The 18,118-nt window shown below is 65.3% G+C and carries 22 protein-coding genes; 11 read left to right on the forward strand and 11 right to left on the reverse strand.

The annotated features are described in order from the left end of the window. Nucleotides 1–8: 8 nt before the first annotated feature. The 3 genes from GCT19_RS06855 to GCT19_RS06865 all read left to right on the forward strand — a co-directional run bounded on the left by GCT19_RS06855 (nt 9) and on the right by GCT19_RS06865 (nt 2,623). Nucleotides 9–503: a YaiI/YqxD family protein gene (locus tag GCT19_RS06855; RefSeq protein WP_018434392.1), complete on the forward strand. Its 495-nt coding sequence runs from the start codon at nt 9–11 to the stop codon at nt 501–503. Nucleotides 504–666: 163 nt separating this feature from the next. Further along, nucleotides 667–1,968: an NCS2 family permease gene (locus GCT19_RS06860; RefSeq protein ID WP_018434391.1), complete on the forward strand. Its 1,302-nt coding sequence runs from the start codon at nt 667–669 to the stop codon at nt 1,966–1,968. Nucleotides 1,969–2,089: 121 nt separating this feature from the next. Beyond that, nucleotides 2,090–2,623, forward strand: a complete 534-nt coding sequence (locus GCT19_RS06865; RefSeq protein WP_018434390.1) for a cytochrome b — start codon at nt 2,090–2,092, stop codon at nt 2,621–2,623. A 165-nt stretch (nt 2,624–2,788) separates the two neighbouring features. Here GCT19_RS06865 and GCT19_RS06870 read toward each other — a convergent pair whose 3' ends face one another. Further along, nucleotides 2,789–3,079, reverse strand: a complete 291-nt coding sequence (locus tag GCT19_RS06870; protein WP_013092011.1) for a DUF1488 family protein — start codon at nt 3,077–3,079, stop codon at nt 2,789–2,791. 305 nt (nt 3,080–3,384) lie between these two features. Between GCT19_RS06870 and GCT19_RS06875 the strand changes: the two genes are divergently transcribed. Beyond that, the gene (locus GCT19_RS06875; protein WP_018434388.1) at nt 3,385–3,693 is read left to right on the forward strand and encodes a 2Fe-2S iron-sulfur cluster-binding protein; all 309 of its coding nucleotides are present in this window, start codon (nt 3,385–3,387) and stop codon (nt 3,691–3,693) included. Nucleotides 3,694–3,754: 61 nt separating this feature from the next. On the opposite strand, the gene GCT19_RS06880 is transcribed toward GCT19_RS06875, so the two are convergent. From GCT19_RS06880 to GCT19_RS06890, 3 genes are read right to left on the reverse strand one after another with little or no spacing between them, the layout of a single operon-like run. Then, the gene (locus GCT19_RS06880; protein WP_013092013.1) at nt 3,755–3,949 is read right to left on the reverse strand and encodes a YqaE/Pmp3 family membrane protein; all 195 of its coding nucleotides are present in this window, start codon (nt 3,947–3,949) and stop codon (nt 3,755–3,757) included. Between the two features lie 36 nt (nt 3,950–3,985). Continuing rightward, nucleotides 3,986–4,213 carry a DUF1653 domain-containing protein gene (locus GCT19_RS06885; RefSeq protein ID WP_018434387.1) on the reverse strand — a complete coding sequence of 76 codons (228 nt, stop codon included), beginning with the start codon at nt 4,211–4,213 and terminating at the stop codon, nt 3,986–3,988. 58 nt (nt 4,214–4,271) lie between these two features. Next, on the reverse strand, nt 4,272–4,916 hold the full coding sequence (locus GCT19_RS06890) for a helix-turn-helix transcriptional regulator (protein WP_026228479.1): 645 nt from the start codon (nt 4,914–4,916) through the stop codon (nt 4,272–4,274). A 237-nt stretch (nt 4,917–5,153) separates the two neighbouring features. Here GCT19_RS06890 and GCT19_RS06895 point away from each other — a divergent pair, with 237 nt between their 5' ends. From GCT19_RS06895 to infA, 3 genes are all read left to right on the forward strand, one after another. Beyond that, complete coding sequence (locus GCT19_RS06895; RefSeq protein WP_013092016.1) at nt 5,154–5,372, forward strand: hypothetical protein; 219 nt, start codon at nt 5,154–5,156, stop codon at nt 5,370–5,372. Between the two features lie 501 nt (nt 5,373–5,873). Beyond that, a complete protein-coding gene (locus tag GCT19_RS06900; RefSeq protein WP_013092017.1) occupies nt 5,874–6,155 on the forward strand; it encodes a hypothetical protein in 282 nt (93 codons plus the stop codon). Between the two features lie 135 nt (nt 6,156–6,290). Next, nucleotides 6,291–6,569 (forward strand): translation initiation factor IF-1, encoded by a 279-nt coding sequence (infA, locus tag GCT19_RS06905; RefSeq protein ID WP_013092018.1) that lies wholly within the window; start codon nt 6,291–6,293, stop codon nt 6,567–6,569. 181 nt (nt 6,570–6,750) lie between these two features. Here infA and GCT19_RS06910 read toward each other — a convergent pair whose 3' ends face one another. Next, nucleotides 6,751–7,494, reverse strand: coding sequence for a GntR family transcriptional regulator (locus tag GCT19_RS06910; protein ID WP_152851456.1), 744 nt, complete (start codon nt 7,492–7,494; stop codon nt 6,751–6,753). Between the two features lie 204 nt (nt 7,495–7,698). Here GCT19_RS06910 and GCT19_RS06915 point away from each other — a divergent pair, with 204 nt between their 5' ends. From GCT19_RS06915 to GCT19_RS06925, 3 genes are all read left to right on the forward strand, one after another. After that, nucleotides 7,699–8,940 carry a cyanate transporter gene (locus GCT19_RS06915; protein ID WP_152851457.1) on the forward strand — a complete coding sequence of 414 codons (1,242 nt, stop codon included), beginning with the start codon at nt 7,699–7,701 and terminating at the stop codon, nt 8,938–8,940. Between the two features lie 272 nt (nt 8,941–9,212). Continuing rightward, nucleotides 9,213–9,788, forward strand: coding sequence for an ANTAR domain-containing response regulator (locus GCT19_RS06920; RefSeq protein WP_152851458.1), 576 nt, complete (start codon nt 9,213–9,215; stop codon nt 9,786–9,788). 7 nt (nt 9,789–9,795) lie between these two features. Then, entirely contained in the window at nt 9,796–10,947 is a 1,152-nt protein-coding gene (locus tag GCT19_RS06925; RefSeq protein ID WP_152851459.1) for a CmpA/NrtA family ABC transporter substrate-binding protein, read from the forward strand. Between the two features lie 88 nt (nt 10,948–11,035). On the opposite strand, the gene rhaS is transcribed toward GCT19_RS06925, so the two are convergent. The 6 genes from rhaS to rhaM form a co-directional block, all read right to left on the reverse strand. Continuing rightward, nucleotides 11,036–12,046, reverse strand: a complete 1,011-nt coding sequence (gene rhaS / locus GCT19_RS06930; protein WP_152851460.1) for a rhamnose ABC transporter substrate-binding protein — start codon at nt 12,044–12,046, stop codon at nt 11,036–11,038. Nucleotides 12,047–12,126: 80 nt separating this feature from the next. Next, entirely contained in the window at nt 12,127–13,152 is a 1,026-nt protein-coding gene (locus GCT19_RS06935; protein ID WP_013092022.1) for an ABC transporter permease, read from the reverse strand. Beyond that, on the reverse strand, nt 13,145–14,200 hold the full coding sequence (locus GCT19_RS06940) for an ABC transporter permease (RefSeq protein WP_152851461.1): 1,056 nt from the start codon (nt 14,198–14,200) through the stop codon (nt 13,145–13,147). Before GCT19_RS06940 ends, GCT19_RS06935 begins: the two co-directional genes overlap by 8 nt. Further along, complete coding sequence (locus GCT19_RS06945) at nt 14,197–15,726, reverse strand: sugar ABC transporter ATP-binding protein (protein WP_184128327.1); 1,530 nt, start codon at nt 15,724–15,726, stop codon at nt 14,197–14,199. The genes GCT19_RS06940 and GCT19_RS06945 overlap by 4 nt, the downstream gene beginning before the upstream one ends. Nucleotides 15,727–15,775: 49 nt before the next feature. Further along, entirely contained in the window at nt 15,776–16,669 is an 894-nt protein-coding gene (locus GCT19_RS06950) for an amidohydrolase family protein (RefSeq protein WP_152851462.1), read from the reverse strand. Nucleotides 16,670–16,677: 8 nt separating this feature from the next. After that, nucleotides 16,678–16,995: an L-rhamnose mutarotase gene (gene rhaM, locus GCT19_RS06955; protein WP_152851463.1), complete on the reverse strand. Its 318-nt coding sequence runs from the start codon at nt 16,993–16,995 to the stop codon at nt 16,678–16,680. A 121-nt stretch (nt 16,996–17,116) separates the two neighbouring features. Here rhaM and GCT19_RS06960 point away from each other — a divergent pair, with 121 nt between their 5' ends. Next, complete coding sequence (locus tag GCT19_RS06960) at nt 17,117–18,112, forward strand: LysR family transcriptional regulator (protein WP_018434374.1); 996 nt, start codon at nt 17,117–17,119, stop codon at nt 18,110–18,112. Nucleotides 18,113–18,118 lie beyond the last annotated feature (6 nt).

Raw genomic sequence — 18,118 nt, forward strand, 5'->3', positions numbered from 1 at the left:
CCCGCACCATGCCAATCTGGGTCGATGCCGACGCCTGCCCGGCCGTCGTCAAGGACATGCTTTATCGCGCCGCGCGCCGCACCGGCATGCCGCTGACGCTGGTCGCCAATGCGTTCCTGCGCGTGCCGCCGTCGCCGCTGATCCGCGCGATCCAGGTGCCGGCCGGCTTCGACGCCGCCGATCAGCTGATCGTCGAGCGGGTCGTCGCGGGCGACCTCGTGATCACCGGCGACATCCCGCTCGCCGCCGCCGTGCTGGCAAAAAACGCTCACGCGCTCGATCCGCGCGGCAACTGGTACACGCCCGGCACGATCGAAGAACGGCTGCGGATGCGCTCGATGCTCGACCAGTTGCGCGCGAGCGGCGTCGACACGGGCGGTCCGTCCGCCTTCAGTGCGCGGGATGGCAAGACGTTTGCTGGCGAACTCGATCGCTGGCTCGCGCGTCATGCACCGCGCGGTGATGCGCCGGCGCCACAGTCGCCCGGCAAACCGCGCGCCTGACGGGCCCGGGCGGCCTGCCGGCGCGGCCGCAAGCGACGGGGCGCCGCCGTTCGTGTTTACAATTCCGCGGTAACGCCGCCGCGCGGCCCGTTTTGCCAGGCCGCGCGGCGACAGCCTCAATCACAAAAACACTTTCCGAACGACGAAAGAGAAAACCCGCCCCATGGACTCGATCAAACGCTACTTCGGCTTCGACGCCGTCGGCACCGACCTGCGCACCGAAGTGCTAGCCGGCGTGACCACCTTCCTGACGATGGCCTACATCATCTTCGTGAACCCGGCGATTCTCGGCGACGCGGGCATGCCGAAGAGCGCGGTGTTCGTCGCGACCTGCATCGTGTCCGCGCTCGCGTCGCTGATCATGGGTCTGTACGCGAACTACCCGATCGCGCTCGCGCCCGGCATGGGCCTGAACGCGTACTTCGCGTACACGGTCGTCAAGGGCTTGGGCTACACGTGGGAGGCCGCGCTCGGCGCGGTGTTCATCTCCGGCTGCCTGTTCCTGATCGTTACGCTGTTCCGCGTGCGCGAGGTGATCGTCAAGGGCATTCCGCATTCGATCCGGATCGCGATCACCGGCGGTATCGGCCTCTTTCTCGCGATCATTTCGCTGAAATCGGCGGGCATCGTGGTCGGCAATCCGGCCACGCTCGTCACGCTCGGCAATCTGCATGACGCGCACGTCGTGCTCGCGGCGATCGGCTTCTTCGGCATCGTCACGCTCGATCATCTGCGCGTGCGCGGCGCGATCCTGATCGGTATCGTCGGCGTGACGATCCTGAGCTTTTTCTTTGGCGGCAACCAGTTTCACGGCGTCTTGTCGATGCCGCCGTCGATCGCACCGACGCTGTTCAGGCTCGATATCCGCACCGCGCTGTCGAGCGGCATTCTGAACGTTGTACTGGTGTTTTTCCTCGTCGAGCTGTTCGATGCGACCGGCACGCTGATGGGCGTCGCGAACCGCGCGGGGCTGCTCGTCGAAGGCAAGATGCATCGGCTGAATCGCGCGCTGCTCGCCGACAGCACCGCGATTCTCGCCGGCTCGATGCTCGGCACGTCGTCGACGACCGCGTATATCGAAAGCGCGTCGGGCGTGCAGGCCGGCGGCCGTACCGGCGCGACCGCGATCACGGTCGCCTTGTTGTTCGTCGCGGCGCTGTTCTTCGCGCCGCTCGCCGAAGTGGTGCCGCCGTATGCGACCGCGCCCGCGCTGCTGTACGTGTCGTGCCTGATGCTGCGCGAACTGGTCGACCTGCCGTGGGACGACGCGACCGAAGTCGTGCCGGCCGCGCTGACCGCGCTGCTGATGCCGTTCACCTACTCGATCGCGAACGGCGTCGCGTTCGGCTTCATCTCGTACGCGGCGCTCAAGCTGCTGACGGGCCAGGCGCGCAAGGTGAAACTGGTCGTGTGGATCATCGCGGCGATCTTCCTGTTCCGGTATTTCTATCTCGGCAGCGAGTGAGGAAGTCGGGCGGTTGGGGAGCGAATGTGTCGTCGGGTTCGGGGACCGTTTATCATCCGATCTTTCGAACGACGATCGCCCGGGTCGCAGCGGACACGGGTCGCCGCCCCCAGGAGCCGCCATGTCCTCATATAACCGCACGACGGACCGCTATACGAGGCCCGCGATTTTCTTCCACTGGGTGATTTTTCTGCTGGTCGCGCTGGCCTATCTGGCCATCGAAATCCGCGGACCGCGCGGCTCCGACAGCCGCGAGTTCTGGACCGGCGTGCATTTCTGGGCGGGCACGCTGGTGCTCGCGCTGGCCGTGCTGCGGCTGCTGTGGAGGCTGTGGGCCGGCGCGCCGGAGGAACTCGAAAGTAACCGGCTGCTGGCTTTTGTCGCGCGCTCCGCGCATCTCGCGCTCTATGTGTTCATCTTCGCGCAGCCGCTGCTCGGCATTCTGATGGTCAACGCGGGCGGGCGGCCGGTGTCGCTCGCATGGACGGACATCAGCTTCACGCTGGTGCGTGCGGATTCGATCGCGCGGCCGCTGTTGAAGGACGCGCACGAGTGGCTTGGCAACGTGTTCTATTGGGTGATCGGACTGCATGCGCTCGCGGCGATCGCGCACCATGTGGTGTTCAAGGATCGGGCGCTGCGGCGGATCATTTGAATGCGACGGAGTTGGCTGCGTGCCGCCGATGCGTTTGACGCGGTCGCGGCTTGCTCGCGGGCCGGCGAGCCGCAGCGTCACGGCTGAATCCAGAACGCGCGCTTCGGCAGCGGTAGCGCTCGCCGAAGCTTCAGTACCGGTAGCCAGCCGATAACTTCCGGTCGGTCAGTTACGCCAGTTCGCCTCATAAAAGCGCACGTAGCCGCTTCTGAGCACGAGACACTGCGCGCGCGTTTCCGACAACAGCCGGCGCGTGGCGGCCTCGATGCGCGGACGGTGCGTGTCGAACGCAACGATCATGTCCTCCTGCCGGGGGGACGCGGCGCCGAAGTGATCCTCGAGCGCTTCAGCGGTGATCATGCACTCCACCCTCTGCCCATCGACCATTGCCGGAAACGCCAAAGTAAGTTCGCGACCTGAATATTCAGGGGCTTCGTTCGGAAATTGGATCTGCATGGGAGTCACCTGGAAGAGTGCGCGCGCGATGCGCTCGGGTAATGCGTGCGCTGATTGCTTGCTATCGCGTCAGCCGCTCATTCCTCCTTGTCCCATGCAGTCGACGCGGGCCGTCACTTCAACGCGGCATAGTCAATTCGCGCCACGCGGAGGTGAATTGATTCACTTTAGACGAGTTCGGGCGAGGTGCAAGATTTCCCCGATTTTTTCTTGACAACGCGACTGATTTGCCTATGTTGCAGCGCGGTATAAAGCGGCGTCCAATCCCGTGTAAAGTGTCGCGCACCTAGTCACCGACCCGCATGATGTCCTCCCCCACCCGCCCGCCTGTAGTTCGCGTCGAACCGCTCGGCCACAGCTTCGAAGCACCCAATTCGCTGACGATTCTCGAAGCCGCCGCTTTTGCGAATCTGCGTTTGCCGCGTTCGTGCCGCAACGGCACGTGCCGCACATGCTTGTGCCGGATGACGTCTGGCCGTGTGCGCTATTCGATTGAATGGCCCGGTGTGAGCCGTGAGGAAAAGGCGGACGGTTATATCCTGCCCTGCGTGGCGATCGCGGAAACCGACGTGGTGATCGAAGTGCCGGATGCGGTCGTGATACCGGTGGGGTGAATGATGGCGCGAGCGTGAGCGCGACGCGCCCACACTCGCCGACGACTTCAGACGCCGCGTGTTACCGCCCGTTGCCCATCGCGCGGGCGATTTTCTTGTCCGTGTTGTACTGGCTCAGCGCATACACCGACCAGATGGCGGCCGGCACCCAGCCGATCACCGTGATTTGCAGAATCAGGCAGATGATGCCCGCAAACGGACGGCCGATCGTGAAAAACTGCAACCACGGCAGAATGATGGCAAGCAAAAGACGCATTCGGTTTTCCTGTTCCTGTCAGTAAGGCAGCATGCGTTAGTCCGAGCGGCACGCATCTGCTTCGTTGTTGAGCTCATCGAGCGGCGCAAAGCGCGGCACCTTGACGCCGTCCTGCTCGACCAGCTCGAAAAACACCGTCGCTGGACGGGTCCAGATCGTACCATTGGCCGCCTTGTAGACGATCATCGTGACCGTCGGGTCCGATTCGAGCGTGGCCTCGCAGACCAGTTCGTAAATGCCGCCTTTGTAGTGTCGGTAGCGCATCGCGTATGTCCTTATTTTGGGCGTCATCGAAGCATTTTCAAGCACGTCGCGCCTGAACTCAGCCGCCCTCTTTCATCTGCTTCAGGATCTTGTAGACGGTCGCGCGTCCCATCGTCAGCACCGCGGCCACGTAGTTCGCCGAGCTGCGGCCGCGAAACGCTCCCTGCGCATGCAGCGCTTCGACGATTTCACGCTTGTGCTCGCGCGTCAGCGCATTGATGCCGATCTGCCGGTCACGCAACCACGTGTGCAGATACGTGTTGATGCGGTCCTGCCAGTCGTCGCGGAACAGATCGTCGCCGGGCGCGTCGGTCATCGTGCCGCCCTTGATGAACAGATCGAGCGTCGAGCGCACATCTTCGAACACCGCGATATTGAAGTTCACGCACAGGATGCCGGCGGGCTTGCCGTCGTCGTCGAGCAGGATGTTGCTCACGCAGCGCATGCGGCGGCCGTCCCAGTTCAGTTTCTCGTAGGGACCGATGGTCTGGCCGCGCGCCGCGAAGTGCGCGTCGTCGAGCACCGACGGCGCGCCCACCTCGAGCCGCGACAGATTGTTCGCCAGATACGCGATGGTCTGATCGCGCAGATCGTGAATCACCACTTCGGCGCACGGATAGAGCAGCGCGGCGATGCCGTCGGCGATCGGCGCGTAGCGCTTCAACAGCAGGTCTTTGACAGGAGACACGTTCGGGTTGCGCATGGAAAAAACGCGAGGTTCGAGGGAGGCGGCGCGCGATAGCGGATGGCGACGCTGCCAGATGCAAGCAGCGGGCTTCGGCGCGAACGCTCGGTCCGCCATTCAGGAAGCCGCCATTGTAGCGGCCTCGCGCTGGTGCCGCGAATAGCCGCCGGACGGCAATTTTGTCCACGTCGCGAGCGCATTTTTTTCGTGCGATAAACATTGATCTACCGACATCCAACCGAACGGAGCCTACCGATGGCCACACTCGAAGCACTTCGCGCCGTGCTCGACGACGAGCGCACGCCGGAGATCATTCGCAACCACATCATCGATTCGCTGCAGTACGCGCTGCGCAACTATGGTCAGGTCTTCACCGCGAAGGAAGTCGAATGGGTGGCCGGCTGGGACGATGCGCGCCTGCCGCTGGCAGCCGCGCGCGAATTGCAGAAGCGCGTCGCCGAGACGTCGCGCTGACGCCCGCAAAGCCAAGCCAGGCGGGCGTTGCGGCCGTGCGCTGAAGTTTGCACTATCCAATCAGCCCTATTTCAGGCATCATATTGCAATAGTTGCACCTCGCACCCATATAGCACTGGCAGCACCAGGCAGTCTCAGGCCGGCATCTCCGCACCACCCCCGACAGTTCGACCGCCCCTTAACGGCGATCCCGTCACTCCGGCAATGCGCCGTCCGCATTCGCCGCCGCGAGAAGTACACCGAGCGGTTCAGCATCATGCGCCCGGCGCACTAATCGGCGCGCCGCTTCAGCGTTTTCGGTCGAATCAGCGTTTTCGCGCGACCGCTCGCGCCATTGTCATTGAGCCCGCCGGGTCTAGCAGGCCTGTGCCAACCATTTTCATCGCGGCGCGCCCATCGGTGCTGCGCCGCCGGTCCGCGTCGCGACGCACCGAGGAGGCGTTGCCGGAAGCAGCGCCCCGCACGCGGCGAGCGGACCACGCAATACAGGACACGTTATTCATGAATTCAGCAGTCAAGACCTACAAGGGTTACGAAATTCACCCGCTCGTTTATCCGCGCCGCCCGGCGGGCGCGCAAGCGACCCGCAATCCTGGCGCCGGTTACGACGCGTCGGTGCGCATCTGCCGCGTCGGCGCCAATCCGGCGGCCGACGGCCGGGTGTTCCGTCTGCAGTATCTGTTTCCGTTCGACGGCATGGGCAAGGCGCGCATCGCGTGCATGGCGCATGCGGAACGGCTGATTGACGGCCAGGTGAGCGGTCAGTCGGTCACCGATCTTTGAGCGGCGTCATCGGCGCGTCACTCATGTCGCGCAGCGTGCTTGCGGGCGCCGCTGCTTTTCCAACGAATCCACAGTCGCGCCGCTCGCAATGCCCGCGGCCGATTTTCCCTTTATCCCATCGACCAGGAGTAATGCATGGCGAAAGAAGAACTGATTGAACTTGACGGTATCGTCGACGAAGTGCTTCCGGATAGCCGCTACCGCGTGACGCTCGACAACGGCGTCGTGGTCGGCGCTTATGCGTCCGGACGCATGCGCAAGAACCATATCCGTATCCTCGCGGGCGATCGCGTGACGCTCGAAATGTCGGTCTACGACCTGACCAAGGGGCGGATCAATTTCCGCCACAAGGACGAACGCCCGAGCGGCGGCGGTGCGCCACGTCCGGCGACGCAGGGTGCGCGGCGTAGATAAGCAGCGGTGACGGCGCCGCCCAGCGTACCTGCAATGCCATGCAGGTGACGCGGGCAGCCCGCCCGAATATCGGGAGTCAGCGCGAGGCTCTACAGACTCGCGCCATATCTTTCGACTCCGCGTTCCGTCTGAACGCGCGGCGTCTTGATAGGAATCTGGCGGCACGCCGCAGCGCGTCTCGCTAAACCCCAAACACCGCCCCCAAATCCTCCCCATCCGCGCTTTTGCGCACCTGCTCGACCACCCGCTCCTCCAGTTCCGACAGATGCTCGCGCATCGCCGTCAACGCGGCCTGCAGGTCGCCGGCATCGAGTGCGTCGATGATGCGCGCGTGCTCATCGGCCGAACAGCTCGAACCCTTCGACGGATCGAACAGCGCCTTGTACAGCTCGGTCTTCGCGACCAGTTGCCCGACCAGTCCAAGCAACTCGGTGCCGCCCGCCAGCTCCGTCAGCAGCACATGAAACTGGCCGGCGAGGCGCACGGATTCATCGATCGCGCCCGTGCGCAGCGCTTTTTCCTCGCTGCGCACATGCGCGCGCAAGCGCCGTTTATGCGCGGCGCTCAACGCCCCGCACAGCGATGCGACGATGCCCGCCTCGACGATCTGCCGCGCCCGATACACCTGGCGAATGTCCTCCTCCGACGGCGACGGCACGAATGCGCCGCGATTCGCCTCGAGCACGAGCTTGCCCTCGAAGCCTAGCCGCGCGAGCACCTTGCGCAGCGCGCCGCGCGTGCAGCCGAACGCGGCCGCGAGATCGCGCTCGACCAATTGCGCACCGGGCCGCAAACGCCCCTGCAGCAGGGCCGAGGTAATCGACGCATAAATGCGCTCTTCGACGCTCGGCGAGGCGTCGCCGCTCCCGGGGGATGCGGGTGGAGCGGTGTCGGCGGAGGGAGAACGCGGGGAACGCGTAGCCATGATTTCGGTGACCGTAGACGGTGGAAAACAAGAACAAATCAACGCCGCAGCATTCTAGCGATGCCCCGCGCACGACGCCAATCTACCTGGCTACGCCGTCGCTTATACCGGACATTCGCGCGAATGGTTAACCATTCCAGGTTACTATGGTTGACCAAAACGGAGACTGCAATGTCTTTCCGCAGTCCAGCTCCCAGGCTCGCCATGACTCTGCCCACCAGCGCTACGCCTCACAGTACCTCCGCAAACCGCGCCCGCTCCGCGCTGACATGGCACGACCTCGCATGGCTCGGCGCGATCGTCGTGCTCGGCATCAATCTGCGCCCGCTGCTGACCTCGATCAGCCCGTTGATGACGACGATTCGCGATGCCACCGGCCTGAGCTTCTACGGCGCGTCATTGCTGACCAGTCTGCCGGTCGTCGCGATGGGCGTCGGCGCGTTCGGCGCGGCGGCGTTGACGCGCAGCGTCGGCGAAACGCGCGGAGTCGCGCTCGGCCTCGCCGCGATCGCGCTTGCGTGCGCGGCGCGCTGGATTGCGTCAAGCGGCTTCACGCTGCTTTCGACGGCCCTGCTCGCAGGCGCCGGGGTCGCCGCGATTCAGGCGTTGCTGCCCGCTGTCATCAAGCAGCGTTTCCACGCCCGCGTGCCGCTCGCGATGGGCGTGTTCTCCGCGTCGATCATGGGCGGCGGCGGCCTCGGCGCGAGTCTGAGTCCGTGGGTCGGCCGCGCGATGCAGTCCTGGCACGCGGGGCTCGCGGTGTGGGCGCTGCCGGCCTGCGGCGCGCTCGCGTGCTGGTGGCTGTTGACGCGGCGGCATGCAGCGGCCCCCGCCACGCTGCGCACCTCTGCCATGCCCGCGCCGGCGTTCTCGCCGTGGACCACGCGGCGCGCGTGGACACTCGGCCTGTACTTCGGCATCGTCAATGGCGGTTATACGAGTCTGGTCGCGTGGCTGCCGGCGTTCTATCAGCAGCGCGGCATGAGCATCGCAGCGAGCGGCTCGCTGCTCGCTGCGATGACTGTCTTCCAGGCCGCGTCGGCGTTGCTGCTGCCGCTGGCCGCCGCGTCGTTCCGCGATCGCCGACCGTGGCTGCTGCTCGGGTTGTCGGCGCAACTGGCTGGCGTGCTCGGTCTGATCGCACTGCCCGACGCCGTGCCGTTGCTGTGGGTCGGTATCGCGGGCGCGGGGCTCGGCGGCGTGTTTTCGCTAACGCTCGTCACCGCGATGGATCATTCGAGCGATCATCGCGTGGCCGGCCAGCTGGTCGCGTTCACGCAGGGCGTCGGCTTTATCGTCGCGGCCGTCGCGCCGCTCGTGGCCGGCATCGTGCGCGGCTGGAGCGGCGGGTTCGCCGCCGCGTGGCTCATGCTCGCCGGCTGCATCGCCGCGATGATGGCGGTGACCTTGCTGTTTTCGCCGCGCAGTTATTCGCGCTGGCTTTGAGGCTTGGAGCCGTCGACCGCTGCGTACGCGATGCGCCGCATCGGTGCATCGGGCGTCCGCTGTCCCGCATGCCCCGCGCCGGTGCAGCGCGACCGACGTGGCCGCACACCTCTTTCGCGGACGATTCGCAGCCATCGCTCGCAAAAAAATCCCCATCGGCCCGCGCCATCTGCGCGCGCGCACGCTGCTCACACCCGTCGCCAAGCCCCGTCGCGCGAAGACTGGCATATCCATTGCTTTACCGGTGGTCAGATGTCCCTTCCCCTGACTCCATGCTGCGTGTTCTTCTTGTCACCGACACCGACAAACCCATCGGCGATCTGCGCGACGCGCTCGCCTGTCTCGGCTGCGAAATGCTGTCAGGCACCGCGACGCCGCAGGCGCTGCATCGCGCGGTGCAGGACGAGCGGCCCGATGTGATCATCATCGATACGGAGTCGCCGTCGCGCGATACGCTCGAACAGCTCGCCGTGATGCACGCGACCGCACCGCGCCCCGTGCTGATGTTCAGCCACGACGCGAACCAGCAACTGATCCGCGAAGCGGTCAACGCGGGCGTCACCGCGTATCTGGTCGAAGGCCTCGCGACCGAGCGGCTCGCGCCGATCCTCGAAGTCGCGCTCGCGCGTTTCGCGCAGGAGTCGCAATTGCGCGAGCGGCTCGCGCAGGCCGAAAACGAACTGGCCGAGCGCAAGCTGATCGATCGCGCGAAACGCCTGCTGATGGATCAGCAGAAACTCACCGAACCGGCCGCCTACGCGAGTCTGCGCAAACGCGCGATGAACCAGGGCGTCAAACTCGCCGAGATCGCGCGCGAGGTCGTCGCGTCGGCCGGCTCGCTCAAATGATGCGCTCATGAATCCAGCCACTTCCGTCACCGCGGCGGCCTTTGCGGAGCCGCCTGAAAAGACCCATCTGCGGCTCGGCTTCGTCGCGTTGTCCGACGCGGCGCCGCTGATCGCCGCGAAGCTGCTCGAGTTCGGCCATGCGCACGGACTCACGCTCGAACTGTGCCGCCAGCCGTCGTGGGCCGCCGTGCGCGACAGGCTGCTAGCGGGCGATCTCGACGCCGCGCACGCGCTCTACGGGCTCGTGTATGGCGTGCAGCTCGGCCTCGGCGGACCGCGCACCGACATGGCCGTGCTGATGGTGCTGAACCGCAACGGCCAGGCGATCACGCTGTCGAATCGGCTCGCCGATGCACTGGCGAAGCATGGGACCTTGCGCGAGGCGCTCGCGACGCTCGGACGCAAGCCGGTGTTCGCGCACACCTTCCCGACCGGCACGCACGCGATGTGGCTGTACTACTGGCTCGCGGCGCAAGGCGTCGATCCGTTGCGCGACATCGATAGCGTCGCGATTCCGCCGCCGCAGATGGTCGCGGCGCTCGCCGAAGACCGGCTCGACGGTCTGTGCGTCGGCGAGCCGTGGAATGCGATGGCCGAGGCGCAAGGCGTCGGCACAACGATCGCTTATACGAGCGAGGTGTGGCCCGAGCATCCGGAGAAAGTGCTCGCCTGCCGACGCGATTTCGTCGACGCGCATCCGCGCACGACGCGCGCGCTCGTGCAGACCGTGCTCGAAGCGTGCCGCTGGCTCGACGGCGCCGGGCATCGCGACGAGATCGCGCGCTGGCTCGCGCGCCCCGAATACATCGGTATCGACGAGTCGCTGATCGCGGCGCGGCTTGGCGACCAGCTTGACCCGGCGCACCCGCGCCGCCTGCCGATGCGTTTCTTCGACGACGGCGCGGTCAACTATCCGCATCCGATCGAAGGCGCGTGGTTCCTCACGCAGTTCGAGCGCTGGGGGATCATCGATGCGCGCGACGATTACGAAGCGATCGCCGCGCGCATCAACCAGACGCAGCTGTATCGCGAGGCCGCCGCGCGCGTGAACGTGGCGGTGCACGGCGAGGACGTGACGCGGGAATTGATCGATGGCGAGGTGTGGGGAAGCGGCTCATCGTCCGCCGCGTATGGGCAGCGTTTTGCGATCCGCCGCTGAGCGGACCGCGCGCGCAAGCTCGTGCTGATGCGCTAACTGCCCACGCGCCGCCAACGGCGGTCAAGTGGACAGTCGGCGTCGCCGAAGCTCAGAAGTTGTACTTGTCGATATTGCTCGCATCGAACGTGGTAGGCGGTCCGAGAATGATTTCGCCTTGCGCGCCGATCGTGCGTTTGCCGAGCTTGCCGGCGTCGAACGATTCACCCTCCTTACCCGCGATCTTGCCCGACGCGAGCGACGCCGCCGCGTACGCAGCCAGATAGCCGAGCTCGCTCGGGTCCCATAGCTGGAACGCGGTCACGGTGCCGTTTTTCACGAACGCGCGCATCTGGTTCGGCGTGCCGAGGCCCGTCACCGCCACCTTGCCCTTGCTCGACGACGACGAGATATAGCGCGCCGCCGCCGCGATGCCGACCGTCGTCGGCGCGACGATCGCCTTCAGGTTCGGATAGGCCTGCAGCAGACCCTGGGTTTCGACGAAGGACTTCTGATCGTCGTCGTTGCCGTACGCGATCTTGACGAGCTTGATCTTCGAGTACTCCGGTTTCTTCAGCTCCTCCTGCATCCACTTGATCCACGTGTTCTGATTGGTCGCGTTCGGCGTCGCCGACAGGATCGCGAACTCGCCCTCGCCGCCCATCAGCTTCGCGACCAGTTGCACCTGGCCGCGGCCGATGCCCTCGGCGTTCGCCTGATTGACGAACAGCTGGCGGCCTTCGGGCGCGGTATCGGAGTCGAACGTGACGACCTTGATGCCCTGGCCCATCGCTTTCTTCAGATACGGCACGACCGCGTTCGCATCGTTCGCGGCAATCACGATCGCGTCCTGGTGCTGCGTGATCAGCGTGTTGATATACGACACCTGCGACGATGCTCCCGCATCCGACGGCCCCACCGCCTTGCCCACGCCGCCGAACTCCTTGATCGCGGAGAGGCCGCCGTCGTCGGCGATCACTTCATACGGGTTGTTGATCTGCTTCGGCACAAACGCGATCTTCAGCCCGCTTTTCAGGTCCGCGGCGAACGCGCCGCCGCAGCTGATCGCGAGCAACGCGGCGCATAGCGCGGCCATGCCGGTGTGACGTAGAGGTTTGAACATGAAGTGTCTCCTGCGTTGTTGTTGGACAGAGAGGGGTCCGGGTTATCGGTCCTTGGGAGCTTTGTACAAAACGGTGACGACTAGGATGAAGAAGACGCTGCTGCGGACTTCGCGATGAAACGCCGGTCGCGCGCCGCACGCCAGCGCGCGACGAGGTTCGGAATCAGCACCGACGCGAGCAGCAGCACGCCGGTCACGATGGTCAGCGTTTCGCTCGATACGTCGTCGAGCGTCAACGCGTTTTTCAGCACGCCGATGATCAGCAGCGACAGCAGCACGCCGACCATCGAGCCGCGTCCGCCGAAAATGCTGACGCCGCCGAACAGCACCGCCGCGATCACCGACAACTCGAAACCCTCGCCGTTATCGCCGCGCGCACTGGTGAAGCGCAGCGTATAGACGATGCCCGCGAGCGCACTGACGAGACCCGACAGCACGAATAGCCGCAAGCGGATCTTCGCGACCTCGATGCCGGAGAACGCGGCGGCAGTCGGATTCGCGCCGATCGCATAGAGGCTGCGGCCAAACGCGGTGGCTTGCAGCAGCACGGTGAACAGCACGGCCGCGACGATCACGATCACGAACGGCAACGGGATAAACGTGGGCCCGAGCGTGTTCATGCCGAACGCCGTGTACGCGGCCGGAAAATCCGCGACCGCCTGATCGCCGAGCAGCACATACGCGAGACCGCGAAATAGCGCGAGCGTACCGATCGTGACCGCGAGCGACGGCAGGTTCAGCTTGACGATCACGAGACCGTTCAGCAGACCGGCCAGCGCGCCGGCGATCAGCACCAGCACGATCACGACCGGCATCGGCAGTCCCATGTGCCACAGCACGCCCATCAACGCGCTCGATGCGCCCAGCACCGAAGCCACCGACAGATCGATCTCGGCGGCGACGATGATCAGCGTCATCGGCAGCGCCATCAGCGCGATCTCGGTCAGATCGGCGAACACGTTGCTCAGGTTCGCGCCGGTCAGAAACACCGGCGACAGCCAGCGCCCCAACACCAGCGACACGACCAGCACGATCACCAGCAACACTTCCCATTGCAGCGGCGTTTCGCGCTTGCGCGTCAGCAGCGCGGAATCGGGTTTAGCCATGATCGCGTTTCCTCATCATGCGTTTGGCGACGGAGCGGGCCAGCAGCGTATCGGCGGCGATCGCGGCGACGATCAGCGCGCCCTGGATCGCCTGTTCCCAGAACGGCGACACGTGCAGCACGACCAGCGCGATGCTGATCACGCCGAGCACGAGCGCACCGAGCGTCGCGCCGAGGATCGTGCCGACTCCGCCGGTAATCGCGACGCTGCCGACCACCGCCGCCGCGACGACCTGCAATTCGATGCCCTTCGCGGTGCTCGCATCGACGGTGCCGAAGCGCGCGAGCCACAACGCGCCCGCGAAGCCCGCAATCGCGCCGGACAACAAAAAGCCCGACATCACGCGGCGCTCGACGTTAACACCGGCGAGCCGCGCGGCCTCCGGATTCGAGCCGATCGCGTAGTGCTCGCGACCGGCGCGAAACTGCTTCAGATACACCGACAGGCCGGCAAGCACGACGATCGCGATCAACGCGAGCGTCGGGATACCGAGCAGCGTGCCGGTCGCGAGCCGCGAGTACGCGTCCGGCAGACTGGTCGCGTTGATCTGGCCGCCGTGCACCCATGCGTAATCGGCGCCGCGAAAGATGTACAGCGTCGACAGCGTCGCCACGAGCGAAGGCACGCGCCCCACTGCGACGAGCAGCGCGTTGATGCCGCCCGCGACGAGCCCGATCGCGAGCCCCGCGGCCAGCGCGACGAGCACCGGCATATGCGGGAACGCAACGTACAGGCTGCCCACCGCATACGCGCTGACACCCACCGTCGAGCCGACCGACAGATCGATATGCCGCATCAGGATCACGACGGTCATGCCCGCCGTCAGCAGACCGATGATCGACACGTTCAGCAGCACGTCGCGCAGATTCTGCATGTTCAGGAACTGCGGCTTCGCAAGCCCGGTCCCCGCGATCAGCAGGATCAGCACGACGAACAACGTGGTTTCGCGGCTCTTCGCGATGCTCGCGACGAGACCGCCCGACGCAGCGGCGGAACGTTTCGGCAGCGATTGCTGGACCGGCGCGGGATGGGTCGAATGGCGCATCATGCTGCACGTCCCAATGGTGAGAGTCCCTGACCGAGCGCAGCGCCCATGATGCGTTCCTCGTTGGCGTCGGCGCGCGCGATCTCCGCGCTGATGCGGCCTTCGTGCATCACGAGCACGCGATCGGCCATGCCGAGCACCTCGGGCAACTCGCTCGAAATCATCAGCACGGCCATGCCGTCGCGTACGAGTTCGGCGAGCGCGCTATACACCTCGGCCTTGGCGCCGACGTCGATGCCGCGTGTGGGTTCGTCGATGATCAGCACTTTCGGGCCGGTCGCGAGCCACTTGCCGAGCACGACCTTCTGCTGATTGCCGCCCGACAGCGTGCCGACCGGCGCGTTCGGGTCGCCGGCCTTCAGGCGCAGACGTGTGCCCCACTTGTTCGCGAGCTGCGTTTCACTGCGCGTCGAAATGAGACCGTGCCGCACGAGCCGGCCGAGCACCGTCATCGACGCGTTGCGCGCGATGCTCAGTTCCAGCGCCAACCCTTGCTGGCGACGATCCTCCGGCACCAGCGCGAGCCCGGCGCGCACCGCGGCCGCGGGCTTGCCCGTGTCGAGCCGCTTGCCGGCCAGCCACACTTCGCCCGCATCGAGCGGATCGATCCCGAAGATCGCCCGCGCGACCTCGCTGCGCCCCGCGCCGACCAGACCCGCGAGCGCGACGATCTCGCCCGCGCGCACGTCGAAAGAGACGTCCTTGAACACGCCGATGCGCGTCAAGCCGCGCACCGACAAACGCACGTCGCCCGGCGTGCAATCGGCCTTCGGATAGAACGTTTCCAGATCGCGGCCGACCATCTTTGCGACGATCGCGTCGGTGCTCAGATCGGCGGTCAGCGCGTCGAAGACTTTCGCGCCGTCGCGCATGATCGTCACGCGCTGCGTCAGCGCGAACACTTCGTCGAGCCGGTGCGTGATGAACAGAATCGCGACGTCGCGTTCGCGCAGCTTGCGCACGATCGCGAACAGCCGCTCGACTTCGGGCAGCGACAACGCGGCCGTCGGTTCATCCATGATCAGCACGCTCGCGTTCAGCGACAACGCCTTGGCGATTTCGATCACCTGCTGATCCGCAATCGACAGACCGCGCACCAGTTGATCCGCGCGCAGTTCGACGCCGAGCGACGCGAGCAGTCCGTCCACTTCGCGATGCATCGCGTCGTACTGGATGCGGCCGAAGCGGTCGACCGGCTGCCGGCCCATGAAGATGTTCTCCGCGATCGACAGATCGAAGAACAGCGTCGGCTCCTGATAGATGACCGCGAGTCCCGCGTCGCGGGCTTCGGCGGGCGTCGCGAAGCGGCGCGGCTCACCGTTCACCAGCAATTCGCCGGCATCGGGCTGATGCACGCCGGCGAGAATTTTCACGAGCGTCGATTTGCCCGCGCCGTTCTCGCCGAGCAGCGCATGCACCTCGCCGGGCCACAGCACGAGGTCGCCGTCGGACAGCGCGCGCACCCGGCCGAAGGATTTGCTCGCGTGCCGCAACTCGAGTCGCGGCACCGCGGATGGGGATGGCTGCACTGCGTGTCTCCTTTTTTTTCGGCTGTGTTCTGCTCGACGCGGCGGCGCGTCAAATCCGGTAATACCGTTCCGCGTTACGCCGAAACAGCGCATCTTTCTCAGCCTCGCTCGCATCAGCGACGATCGACGCATACGCGCCCCACAAATCGGTATACGAACCGAACAACCTGTCGACCGGAAAGTTCGACGCGAACATCGCGCGTTCGACGCCGAACGTATCGATCGTTTCGAGCACATACGGCCGCAGACTTTCGACGGTCCATTGATGATCGAACATCGCGAGTCCGCTGATCTTCACCGCGATGTTCGGACGGCCCGCCAGCAAGCGCATGCCTTCGCGCCACGCGCGATAACCGGCCACGCTATTGCGATCGACGAACATGCCCGCATGATTGACGATCAACAGCGTGTCCGCATGCTCACGAGCGAGCGCGGCGGCCTCTTCCATCTGCGACGGATACAGTTGCAGATCGAACGACAGATCGAATCGGCGCAGCAAGGCGAAATGCTCGCGCCACTGCGGCTCGCGCATGTAGTGACGGCCGACGTAATCGAACAGCTTGTCGTCGTGTACGTTGAGAATCTGCCGGATGCCGCGCGTGTTCGCGAACGACGCGTGCGCTTCGAGCAACGCCGGTGCGTTCTGCGCGGACAGATCCACCGCCGCGACGATCGCATTCGGCATGCCGCGCGACGCGTGGCGATCCGCGATCGACTGCAACCAGCGCGTTTCTTCGACGGGATCGGCCGGATCGTGATTCGCTTCGACGTGCACGAGCTTCAGCACGTCGATGTCGCCCGCTTCACCGAGCAGATGCTCGAGCAGATAGTCATGCTTCAGCTCGCGCGCATCGCCGACGAACGACACGCCCGGGTTCTCCAGCCACGGATAGCGGTGCGTCTTCAGATCCCACAGATGGATATGCGAATCGACAACCTGCATGCGGCACCTCAATGACTGAGATGAAAGACCGGTTCGAGCATCTGCGACAGCGGCGTGTGATCGGGCGCGGTCTGCATGATGTCGGCCATGTAATCCCACCATTTGCGCATCACGTCGAGTTGCGGCAACTGCTCCATCGTGTGATCGCTGGTGCGCGACAGCACCGCGAAAAGATGATGCGTGTCGGGGTCGAAAAAAATGCGGTAGTCGCGCACGCCGGCGTTGTGCAATGCGTCAACGAGCTCGGGCCAGATCTCCGTATGACGCCGTTCGTATTCTTCGCGCATGCCGGGGTTCAGCACCATCCGGAAAGCGATCGTCTCCATTGCGGCCTGCCTCCTGTCGCCACTTCGAACGACTATAATTCCTGCATCGATAGCCTCTCAATCCCGTTGTTGGGATTGGGCGATCCACAAACCGAATCGCACGGGCACCTCTACTGGCACCATGAGCCAACATTCAGCCGCCGTCGCACTCGTCAACCGTCTGAAGTTCAAGCATCTCGCCCTGCTCGTCGCGCTCGACGACACCCGCAACCTGCACCAGGCCGCCGAGGCCGTCAACGTCGCGCAACCGAGCGCGAGCCGCATGCTCGGCGATATCGAGGAAGCGTTCGGCTTTCTGCTGTTCGAACGCAACGCCCGCGGCATGACGCCGACGCCGCTCGGCGTCGTCACGCTCGCTTACGCGCGCCGCGCGCTTGCCGAACTCACACGCTTCGCCGAAGACCTCGATGTCAAACGCCGTGGTGGCCACGGCCAACTGACCGTCGGCGCGATCATGGGCGCCGCGCCCGATCTGCTGGCAATGTCGGTCGCCACGCTGAAGACCGAAAGCCCGCTGCTCAACGTGCGCATCCTCGGAGAAACGAGCGACCAGGTCGTGCAATTGCTGCATCGTCGCGAGGTCGATCTTGCGCTGGGGCGCCTTACCAATCCTTTGCAGCACAACGACTTCAGTTTCGAGCCGCTCGCGCGCGAAACGCTGATGCTGGTCGTGCGCGCCGTGCATCCGCTCGCGCGGCGCACGCGCATCACGTTGCGCGAGCTGGTCGCGTGGCCGTGGGTTGCGCAGCCGGTCACAAGTCCGGCGCGCGTGCTGTTCGAGGAAGAACTCGCGCGCGCGGGGCTCGCCACGCCAGTCAATCTGACCGAATGTGCGTCGATCTTCGCGACGCTGCAATTGCTCGAAAACTACGATGCGGTCGCGATGCTGCCGGAGTCGGTCGTGCGCGATCATGTGCGCGGCGGGCTGCTGGTCGCGCTGCCGCTCGAAATCGGCAAGAGCCTCGCGGGTTTCGGCATTCTGACGCGCAAGGAAGAACCGCTCGCCGAGCCGGCGCTGCGTTTGATCGAGCTGCTGCGCGGCTTCTCGCGCAACCTCGTGCGCGACGATCCTGCCGTCGCACCCGGCACGCTGACTTCGCCCGCCACGGTCAATTGACGCCCG

The sequence above is a fragment of the Paraburkholderia atlantica genome (assembly GCF_009362785.1).
In the GTDB taxonomy this organism is placed as follows: domain Bacteria; phylum Pseudomonadota; class Gammaproteobacteria; order Burkholderiales; family Burkholderiaceae; genus Paraburkholderia; species Paraburkholderia atlantica.

What these genes read in the sequence shown, in the direction of transcription:
- GCT19_RS06935 (WP_013092022.1), bottom strand. Translation starts at nt 13,152, where the DNA reads ATGGCTAAACCCGATTCCGCGCTGCTGACGCGCAAGCGCGAAACGCCG.
- GCT19_RS06855 (WP_018434392.1), top strand. Translation starts at nt 9, where the DNA reads ATGCCAATCTGGGTCGATGCCGACGCCTGCCCGGCCGTCGTCAAGGAC.
- GCT19_RS06860 (WP_018434391.1), top strand. Translation starts at nt 667, where the DNA reads ATGGACTCGATCAAACGCTACTTCGGCTTCGACGCCGTCGGCACCGAC.
- GCT19_RS06870 (WP_013092011.1), bottom strand. Translation starts at nt 3,079, where the DNA reads ATGCAGATCCAATTTCCGAACGAAGCCCCTGAATATTCAGGTCGCGAA.
- GCT19_RS06940 (WP_152851461.1), bottom strand. Translation starts at nt 14,200, where the DNA reads ATGATGCGCCATTCGACCCATCCCGCGCCGGTCCAGCAATCGCTGCCG.
- GCT19_RS06865 (WP_018434390.1), top strand. Translation starts at nt 2,090, where the DNA reads ATGTCCTCATATAACCGCACGACGGACCGCTATACGAGGCCCGCGATT.
- GCT19_RS06885 (WP_018434387.1), bottom strand. Translation starts at nt 4,213, where the DNA reads ATGCGCTACCGACACTACAAAGGCGGCATTTACGAACTGGTCTGCGAG.
- GCT19_RS06915 (WP_152851457.1), top strand. Translation starts at nt 7,699, where the DNA reads ATGACTCTGCCCACCAGCGCTACGCCTCACAGTACCTCCGCAAACCGC.
- GCT19_RS06880 (WP_013092013.1), bottom strand. Translation starts at nt 3,949, where the DNA reads ATGCGTCTTTTGCTTGCCATCATTCTGCCGTGGTTGCAGTTTTTCACG.
- GCT19_RS06890 (WP_026228479.1), bottom strand. Translation starts at nt 4,916, where the DNA reads ATGCGCAACCCGAACGTGTCTCCTGTCAAAGACCTGCTGTTGAAGCGC.
- GCT19_RS06895 (WP_013092016.1), top strand. Translation starts at nt 5,154, where the DNA reads ATGGCCACACTCGAAGCACTTCGCGCCGTGCTCGACGACGAGCGCACG.
- GCT19_RS06910 (WP_152851456.1), bottom strand. Translation starts at nt 7,494, where the DNA reads ATGGCTACGCGTTCCCCGCGTTCTCCCTCCGCCGACACCGCTCCACCC.
- rhaM (WP_152851463.1), bottom strand. Translation starts at nt 16,995, where the DNA reads ATGGAGACGATCGCTTTCCGGATGGTGCTGAACCCCGGCATGCGCGAA.
- infA (WP_013092018.1), top strand. Translation starts at nt 6,291, where the DNA reads ATGGCGAAAGAAGAACTGATTGAACTTGACGGTATCGTCGACGAAGTG.
- GCT19_RS06900 (WP_013092017.1), top strand. Translation starts at nt 5,874, where the DNA reads ATGAATTCAGCAGTCAAGACCTACAAGGGTTACGAAATTCACCCGCTC.
- GCT19_RS06875 (WP_018434388.1), top strand. Translation starts at nt 3,385, where the DNA reads ATGTCCTCCCCCACCCGCCCGCCTGTAGTTCGCGTCGAACCGCTCGGC.
- GCT19_RS06960 (WP_018434374.1), top strand. Translation starts at nt 17,117, where the DNA reads ATGAGCCAACATTCAGCCGCCGTCGCACTCGTCAACCGTCTGAAGTTC.
- GCT19_RS06950 (WP_152851462.1), bottom strand. Translation starts at nt 16,669, where the DNA reads ATGCAGGTTGTCGATTCGCATATCCATCTGTGGGATCTGAAGACGCAC.
- rhaS (WP_152851460.1), bottom strand. Translation starts at nt 12,046, where the DNA reads ATGTTCAAACCTCTACGTCACACCGGCATGGCCGCGCTATGCGCCGCG.
- GCT19_RS06920 (WP_152851458.1), top strand. Translation starts at nt 9,213, where the DNA reads ATGCTGCGTGTTCTTCTTGTCACCGACACCGACAAACCCATCGGCGAT.
- GCT19_RS06925 (WP_152851459.1), top strand. Translation starts at nt 9,796, where the DNA reads ATGAATCCAGCCACTTCCGTCACCGCGGCGGCCTTTGCGGAGCCGCCT.